Origin of the sequence: Massilia niastensis DSM 21313, assembly GCF_000382345.1 — a bacterium.
GTDB classification, from domain to species: Bacteria; Pseudomonadota; Gammaproteobacteria; order Burkholderiales; family Burkholderiaceae_D; genus Telluria; species Telluria niastensis.
This window is the reverse complement of record NZ_KB908082.1, coordinates 144,142-152,063: the sequence shown is the minus strand read 5'-3', so window position 1 is coordinate 152,063 and position 7,922 is coordinate 144,142. Positions and strand designations below refer to the sequence as shown.

Here is a 7,922-nt window from a genome sequence, read left to right as displayed (position 1 = left end):
TGCCGTACCGAACGATGACGGTACAAGGCCAACGCAATGACCAGCCACACTACCTGCTGTGCTGGCAAACGTCTTCGTCGAATGCTCGCCTTACCTGTATGGCTGAGCGCCTGCTCGATCCACTCAACTGGCAGATGCTCACCCAGCCGTTGCCAATCAGGAGCGGGAAGATCTGCGGTTACAAGTGGGAGGGTATCGGCTAGCATCGGAACCGCAGGTTAACAGAGCCGCTACACGTTTACAACAGCCAAATGATCAAAGGTGGCTTAACTTAACCGCATTAGACTCTGACCCTAAAAGTTTTCTCTGATTATTTTTAGATTTACCTTGTCTGTCCGCAATCGGCTGAGGTCACTCAGCATTGTCCACGCCGCTCCATCGCCGGACAGGCCGCTTGGTGCCTGCCTTCAGGTCGGCACTCGCGTGCATGGCTCGGATCAGGCTGAACGGGTATGAGCCGGAGCTTTCATTCCTGCCAACTTTGATGCAGAACTGATACTGAACCGTTGTATTTATACCGCTTTTTCTAGCCTTGATGACAACTGACCGCCACTTTTCCTACACTCATTGCGACCAAGCAATAGCTCTAGAGTATATTTTCTAAACCCTAACATGGATAGGGGTATTGGCATTGGCTTGGCGGCAGCCGTAATACCAATGGCTTCCAGTTAAAAACCTCTTGGATTTAGAAAATGGTGTTCAACAACTTGCGTATTGGTACCCGCCTTGGCTGCGCATTCGCCGCAATCCTGGCCCTGATGACGATCATGCTGTGCAGCGCCTTATGGCAGTTGAACCGGATCGCGGAAGCGAAAAACACGATGGCGGCGACGAGCCACAAGGCAAAGCTTGCCGATGCCTGGCTCCAGGGTATTGCGACCAACAGCGTGCGCACCCTGGCCAAGGTGAAGAGCACCGATGCGGAAGATGAAAAACGCTACGACAGCGACATGAAAGCCGTCAGTGACAAGGTCAATACGATCCAGAAGGAACTGGAATCCCTGGTTGAAAGCGAGAAAGGGAAAGAACTTCTTCGTTTGGTAGGCGAACAGCGCAAGCGCTACAGCGCGATTCGTACCGAAACGTACCGGCGCAAGGCCGCGCTCGGGGCAGCCGACCAGGAACTCAAGGCCTATGTCGACAGTACGCTCCTGCCCGCAATGAACGATTACGTGAAATCGGTCGAGAACGTGGTCGCCTTCCAGGAATCCCTGTTCGATGCCGCCACCAGGCAGATCGACGAGCTGCACGGCAGCGCCAAACGCCTGCTGGTCGCCATGGGAATTGCCGCGCTTGCTTGTGGCGCCCTCTTCGGCTTTTTCCTGACCAGGAGCATTACGCGTCCGCTGGCCGGCGCGGTCGGGTTTGCCCGGCAGGTCGCTTCGGGTGATCTCACTGCCGATATCCAGGTGACTTCCCGTGATGAAGTCGGCGATCTTCTCGCCGCACTGAAAGTCATGAACGGGAGCCTGCTCAAGACGGTGACCGAAGTGCGCAGCGGTACCGAAGCGATCGTCAGCGCCTCCCAGCAGATCTCATCGGGCAACCTGGACCTGTCTGCCCGAACCGAGCAACAGGCCGGCTCGCTGGAAGAGACCGCCTCATCGATGGAAGAATTGACCAGCACGGTGCGCCAGAATGCCGATAACGCCCGCCAGGCCAACGTGCTCGCGCTGACGGCGTCCGGCATTGCGGCGCGCGGCGGCGAAGTCGTCGCCCAGGTCGTGTCGACGATGGAATCGATCAATGCGTCGTCGAAGCAGATCGGCGACATCATCGGCGTCATCGACAGCATTGCATTCCAGACCAATATCCTCGCCTTGAACGCCGCCGTCGAAGCCGCCCGCGCCGGCGAGCAAGGCAGGGGCTTCGCCGTCGTCGCCTCGGAAGTGCGGAACCTGGCGCAGCGATCGGCCGGGGCCGCCAAGGAGATCCGAGCCCTGATCACCGACTCGGTGGCGAAAGTCGACGCTGGCGGCCGCCTGGTGAACGAGGCCGGGTCGACGATGCAGGAAATCGTCCAGGGCATTACCCGGGTGACCGATATCATGTCCGAGATCGCCTCCGCCAGCGCGGAGCAAACGCTGGGCATCGAGCAGGTGAATGCGGCGATCACCCAGATGGACGGCGTCACCCAGCAGAATGCGGCCCTGGTCGAGGAAGCCGCCGCGGCAGCCGCATCGCTGCAGGACCAGGCTGCGTCGCTCGCGCAACTGGTGAGCACCTTCACCGTCCATCAGGCTGCCTTGAGCCAGCGTGATCGACCCGCTGTCCGACAGCGCGCCGGGACCAGGTTCATCGCGGCATAACCGAGGGTGACAGCCTCGGCTTGAATCGACAGCGTTGCCGGGCGCGCCAGGCCATGGCCCGGAGCACGCCTACGCCCGGTAACGGCTGTTCATCCATTGCAACAGCAGCGGCAGCAGGCCGGCGCTCGCCCGGCTGTCCAGCTTGCGGCAGAAGTGCGCGCGCGAGGCGCGCAGCCGCTCGAAGTCGCTCTCATCGAGCACCTTGGGGTTGCGCCCGCCCCGCTCCGGCCAATGGATGTAGCGGAAGTTATCGGGCAGGACGCGGTCGGCGAAGCGCGAGTGCATGACCAGGGTCTGGAAGAACATCTCGTCAGGACATTGCACCGTGCGGCAGAAGCGCAGCAGGCCCGGGTGGGCCTCGGCCAGGCGCAGCACTTCGCGCAGGCAGTCGCGCGACAGCGCCCACCAGCACGAGCCGCCATGGGCGCTGAGCCCGTCCGGCAGGCGCCGCGTGCGCCCCAGCAGGCGCATGCTGCGATTGCCCAGGCCGCAGGCCAGGCGCTCGAGCGGGCCGCCGCCCTCGCGGTAGAAATACTGGTAGCGATGCGCGACCGGCCAGCCGTTGCAGCCGATCGGTGCGGTCTCGAGCAGCTCGCGTCCCCTCAGCTTCTCCAGTTCGCGCTTGAGGACCGCATTCGGCAGCAGTGGAAAATCCTGGGCCGACAGGAAGATCACCTTGTCGAACGCCGGCACCTCGTCCAGGATCTCGCGCAGCGACACGAGCGTCGCTTCGACCTGCGAGACCGCGCCCCAGACCACCTCGACGCGCTGGCGCACGAGGCGCGCGGACGGATGCAGCCGTCCCGGTTCGAGCGCGCACTTGCGGTCGAGGTGAACGTAGATGAGGAAGTCGGGATCGCGCAGCTGTTCGACCAGTGCGTTGATCTGATTCATGTCCTTGTGTGCCTGGATCAGGAATACCTGCTTCATCCAATCCCCAAGAAAATTCGCCTGCGGGCACCTGGCGCCCGAGAAGACATCCCTATATATAGACCGGCGAACGACAAAAAAAATCCCCATGCAGCCTGAGCCGCCTGGGGACTTGGTCGGTGCGCGCCGAGTCTAGCACGGCGCGAGTAAGCGCTAGCGCTCAGTTGAGCGTGATCGACTGGCCTGCGACGGTCACGGTACGCACCGAGCCCGAGGTGCTGACGCTGACTTCCGGACGCTTGCAGCCCACATCGAGCAGCACCAGGAATTCGGCCGTCGACTTGCCGTCGTTCTTCAGGTAGAACGCGCCATGGTCCTCGACCACGTTGGTCTTGGCGCCCGGGCCGATCCACTTGGCGAAGGTCGCCGCGGTGTTCAGCGAACGGAGGCACACCGACTGGCTGCCTGCGGCGACTTTCACGTTCAGGGCGTTTTCCACGGTCATGATGACCGGGGTGTGGATGTTCCACTCGTAGGTGCGGGCCACGGTGCTGGCCAGGCGGTCGCGCACCAGCATCGAATTGCCGGCATTGCGCAGGTGCCAGACCTGGCGCTTGGCCATGGTCAGCTGACCGCCGTAGGCCGCGGTGGCGTCGCCTTCCACGTAATCGTAGCTGGGCTGGGCCGAGAAGCCGGTGATCTTGCCGTTGCGCTGCAGCTGCTCGCGGTAGCCGGTCACCATCTGGCCCTTGCCGCCGTCGAAGGTGACCGCGTTCTGCGAACGGGTCTGGTGGTACCAGTCGGTCCAGTAGGGCGAACCGTACCAGTCATACCAGCCGGCCTTGACCAGCAGGGGCTGGCCCGCCACCGACAGCAGGATGCCGTTCTGGTCGCCATGGCTGTGGTTGAACGAGCCGTACGGGCTGGACTTGAAGTACAACGAAGTGCGGCTGGTCTTGCCGATCTCGCTGTGGAAGGCGGCCCAGCCGACGCTCGGATAGTAGAACGAGTTCGACGGCGGCGACTTGACCGAGGTGCCCTTGACCGGCATCGGGTACGGCGCCTGCAGCAGGCTCAGCGTATCTTCGGTGCCGCCCAGGCTGGACACGTACCAGGCCGCGCGCGGCGACACCATGCGCGAGCCGAAGGCGTGCCAGACGCGGGTGTCGGGCTTGGTCTCGGAACCGTCGCCGAAGGCGTGCACGCGCGAGCCCGGCGGGGTGAACTGGGTCGCGAAGTCGAGCAGGCCCAGGGCCCACGGCTTGGCGTAGAAGTTCACGCCCGACGCCTGCGACATCGGATCCCACAGCGCAACCAGGTAGCCGGCCGCGTACTCGGCGTAGGCGGTGCCGTTGGCGTAGCCGCCTTCCGGGCCGCTCCACGGCGACGGCGCGTTGGCGTAGGCGCGGAACGAGAAGTCGAACCACTTCTGCGCTTCCGGGATGTCGCCCAGGGCCAGGGTCGAGATCAGCGACAGGAAGATCAGGCTGGTGTTGCCGTGCGAGTCGAACGGGTACTGGTCGAGGCGGCCGTTGTCGCCCGCCAGGTTGCGGTAGATTTCCTCGGTACGGACCTTGACCGTGTTCAGCCAGCGCGCCTTGCGGGTAGCGTCCAGGTCGCCGGCCAGGATGTCGATCGCCTTGATCAGCGACACCGAGATCTGGCGGGTCGCCTGGTCCTGGTTGGCGTAGCTGGTCGGGCCATTCGTGTCCAGGCTGGCGAGGTGGTCGCCCCTGCGCAGCGCTTCGGTCAGGAACAGCGGGTCGCGCTTCATGCGCCACATCACGGCCGAGGCTTCCAGCTGGCGGGTCACTTCGTTGATGCGCTGGCGGATATCGGTCTGCTGCGACGCCATGCCGGCGGTCAGCGGCGTGGTGATCACGATCGGCCAGCGCGCGTCGTTCAGGGCCGGCAGCGCATTGATCTGCAGCTTGATCTCGTTGGTCATGCGGCTGACGTAGGCATCCAGCTCGTTGCGCTTGGCGGTGCTCCAGGACGTGTAGGGGGTGAACGAGGCCGGCAGCGAGCGCGGACGGGCCTTGTTCGTGATGCGCGCACGCAGGGTCGCGTTGTCGGGCACTTCGAAGAGGTTCGACTTGCTGGTGATCGAGAAGGTGCGCGGATTCGACCACTGGCTCGAATTGCTCGGGCGGACACGCCAGGTGTAGTTGCCGAGCGCCAGGGCCTTGGTAGGCAGGTACCAGTTGCGGTCGACCACGACTTTGGTCGGCGCGCCGCCGACCGGGGTGATCTCGAGTTCGTAGGTGGCCGGACCGGTGCTATGACGGGCCCAGGTGAAACCGGGAGGGTTCTGCGCCTGGACCTGGTTCATCGCCGGGCTCGGCTGGACGATCAGGGGGTCGGTGGCCTGGACCCAGTCCGCGCGTGCGCTTGCGCCCACGAAGAGCGAAGCCAAAGCTGCCGCACAGACGAGACCTTTCCGGTGAAATTTCATTGTGGAGCTCCGAGAAAAATAACTTGGGTGTTCTTGAGGGCGCCGCGATCGGGCGCTTGACTTATCACTGTTCCGACGCCGGGAGACGTCTTACTCAACGAAAAGAATGTTACCTTAAACTTTGTTGAGCACAGGAAAAATTCCAGAAGAAACCCAAGTATTTTTGCTTGCTTCACAGAAATACCACGAGAAAAAATCAATTTTTACCGAATAATATTTTCAGCTTTCTAACAATCGTGAAATGCCTGATAACTTCCATGTCAACCTTGAAAAGACAGTCTGGCAAAGCTGTCATTTTTGCCATCAGGCCGTGGCATAGGCCGCTTCGGCCTCCAGCGCGCGCATCCTTTTCAGGTAGCGCAGGCAGTAAATACCGAAGGCCAGCGGGGCCTTGTGCATGTAGCGCCGGCGCACCGCGAACTCTTCCCTGCGCGCCTTGATCTTGTTGGCCGAGGACACGCTGCCCGCATGTTCGCGGAACACGGTGAGCGGCCGGTCGACCATGGCCGGACGCGCCACCGCGCCCAGGCGCAGCCACAGGTCGATATCCATCGCGTACTTGAGCTTCTCGTCGAACATGCCGACCCGGTCGAAAGCCGCCTTGCGGATGAATACGGCCGGGTGCGGGATCGAGGCGCGGCCGGCCGCGAACGACCCATAGGAGAACGGCGGCATCGCGTTCGGCGGCGCCAGCCGGCCGTCCTTCAACACCTGGATATTGCCGAACACCCAATCGACCGGCTCGCCGGCCGCGCGCGCCTCCTCGAAGCGGCGCGCCACCGTGGCCAGCACGTCGGGCCCGACATAGTAGTCGTCCGAATGCAGGTGCGCGATGACCTCGCCGCGGGCGGCTTCGATGCCCTGGTTCATGGCGCGGCTGATGCCGCCGCCGACGTCGCGCAGCACGCGCTTGTTGCCGGGATAGGCGGCGATCATCTCGAGCGTGCCGTCGGTCGAGCCGCCATCCACGAAGATGTGTTCGAACTCCTGGCAGGTCTGGTAGCGGACCGAATCCAGCGTGTCAGCCAGCGTGGCGGCGCTGTTCCAGGTGCAGGTGACGATCGAGAAGGTTGGTGTGTTCAGCATACAGCTCCAGTAAGCGAGGTAGCAGCCGCCCGGCGTCGGCCCCGAAACCGGGCGCCGGCGCCACGCGGCGCGGTGGTTCGGCAAGCTGGGCGCACACGCGCTCGACCAGCTCGTCCATGGAATCGGCCAGCCGCAGCTGGCCGTCGTAGGCCTGGTACTGGGCCAGTTCGGGCGTGCCGCCGCGCGCCAGCGCCACGCACTGGCGGCCCAGCGCGAGCGCTTCCAGCACCGTGGTGCTGCAGGCTTCCTCGCACAGCGAGGGCACCACGCACAGGTGGGCGCGCGCCGACAGGGCCAGGGCCGCGCGGTAGTCCTGCCAGCCGAGGAAGCGCACGCGCTCATTGCCATGCAGCGCCTCGAGCGCGGCGCGCTGCGGGCCGTCGCCGACGATGGAGAGGCGCGCATGCGGCGGCAGGCGCCCGCTGGCGGCTGCCAGGAATTCGCCGAAGCCCTTGCCGGCGTCGACCCGGCCGACCAGCACCACGTGGCCCGCTTCCGGATCGGGCGCGGCGCGCGCGGCGCCCAGCAGCTGCGGGTAGTCGACGAAGTTGTGGATCACGCGGCAGCGCGACAGGTCGGCATCGGGCACCGCGCGCAGGAACTGGCGGCGCAGGAAGTCCGACACGAACACCGTCTTGTGGCGCGCGAAGGCGCGCGCGGTCTGGCTGCGGTAGCCGTTGACGGCGATCGCGGTGACCGACTTGCGCAGCGCGCCGGCCTCGCGGCTGATGCAGGCCGAGCAGTCGCCCGGCACCAGGTTGTCGCACACGGCGCCGTCGCGGAAGCGCAGGTGGGTCAGGCATTCGCTGCCCTGGTCGTGGCGCGTCTGCACGTAGTTGACGCCCTCGTCGACGTGCAGGCCGACCATCGGCAGGTGGCCGTGGTAGTGCACCACGTCGTAGCCGGCGGCGTGTTCGTTGATCGCGGCGCCGATCTTGCGCGCGAAATACGGGCGCTTGAGCGGGTTGAACACGCCCAGCTGCAATTCCTTCCAGCCGGGGCGCGCGTAGTCGAAACCGGGGCGGAAGACGCCGTGGAAGCCGATCTGCCCGGCGCAGCGCTCGGTCCCGCGGTCGTTGCGCCCGAGGATGTCGACCTCGTGGCCCTCGGCCAGCAGCCGGTTGGCCAGCGTGACCACATGCTTGCCCAGTCCGCCGATCTGTTCGCCCGGCAAATCCTCCGACACCATCAGGATCCGCATG

6 protein-coding genes are annotated in these 7,922 nt (G+C 64.4%); 1 reads left to right on the top strand and 5 read right to left on the bottom strand.

Going from position 1 to position 7,922, the window contains the following annotated elements; translation table 11 throughout:
- On the bottom strand, positions 1–206 hold a 206-nt coding region (locus H162_RS33115), incomplete at its 3' end, for a transposase domain-containing protein (RefSeq protein ID WP_211223685.1).
- Positions 207–692: 486 nt separating this feature from the next.
- On the opposite strand from H162_RS33115, the gene H162_RS0106200 reads away from it, so the two are divergent.
- Entirely contained in the window at positions 693–2,309 is a 1,617-nt protein-coding gene (locus H162_RS0106200; RefSeq protein ID WP_020652587.1) for a methyl-accepting chemotaxis protein, read from the top strand.
- Between the two features lie 69 nt (positions 2,310–2,378).
- Here H162_RS0106200 and H162_RS0106195 read toward each other — a convergent pair whose 3' ends face one another.
- The 4 genes from H162_RS0106195 to H162_RS0106180 all read right to left on the bottom strand — a co-directional run bounded on the left by H162_RS0106195 (position 2,379) and on the right by H162_RS0106180 (position 7,921).
- The gene (locus H162_RS0106195; RefSeq protein ID WP_020652586.1) at positions 2,379–3,239 is read right to left on the bottom strand and encodes a beta-1,6-N-acetylglucosaminyltransferase; all 861 of its coding nucleotides are present in this window, start codon (positions 3,237–3,239) and stop codon (positions 2,379–2,381) included.
- Between the two features lie 160 nt (positions 3,240–3,399).
- Positions 3,400–5,580, bottom strand: coding sequence for a heparinase II/III domain-containing protein (locus H162_RS0106190; protein WP_229451955.1), 2,181 nt, complete (start codon positions 5,578–5,580; stop codon positions 3,400–3,402).
- 357 nt (positions 5,581–5,937) lie between these two features.
- Positions 5,938–6,720, bottom strand: a complete 783-nt coding sequence (locus H162_RS0106185) for a glycosyltransferase family 2 protein (RefSeq protein ID WP_084676946.1) — start codon at positions 6,718–6,720, stop codon at positions 5,938–5,940.
- Positions 6,656–7,921, bottom strand: coding sequence for a glycosyltransferase family 4 protein (locus H162_RS0106180; protein WP_020652583.1), 1,266 nt, complete (start codon positions 7,919–7,921; stop codon positions 6,656–6,658). The genes H162_RS0106185 and H162_RS0106180 overlap by 65 nt, the downstream gene beginning before the upstream one ends.
- Position 7,922: the final 1 nt, after the last annotated feature.

Excerpts from the sequence above, each read along its gene's own strand:
- H162_RS0106200 (WP_020652587.1), top strand. The coding sequence starts at position 693 with ATGGTGTTCAACAACTTGCGTATTGGTACCCGCCTTGGCTGCGCATTC.
- H162_RS0106195 (WP_020652586.1), bottom strand. The coding sequence starts at position 3,239 with ATGAAGCAGGTATTCCTGATCCAGGCACACAAGGACATGAATCAGATC.
- H162_RS0106185 (WP_084676946.1), bottom strand. The coding sequence starts at position 6,720 with ATGCTGAACACACCAACCTTCTCGATCGTCACCTGCACCTGGAACAGC.
- H162_RS0106180 (WP_020652583.1), bottom strand. The coding sequence starts at position 7,921 with ATGCGGATCCTGATGGTGTCGGAGGATTTGCCGGGCGAACAGATCGGC.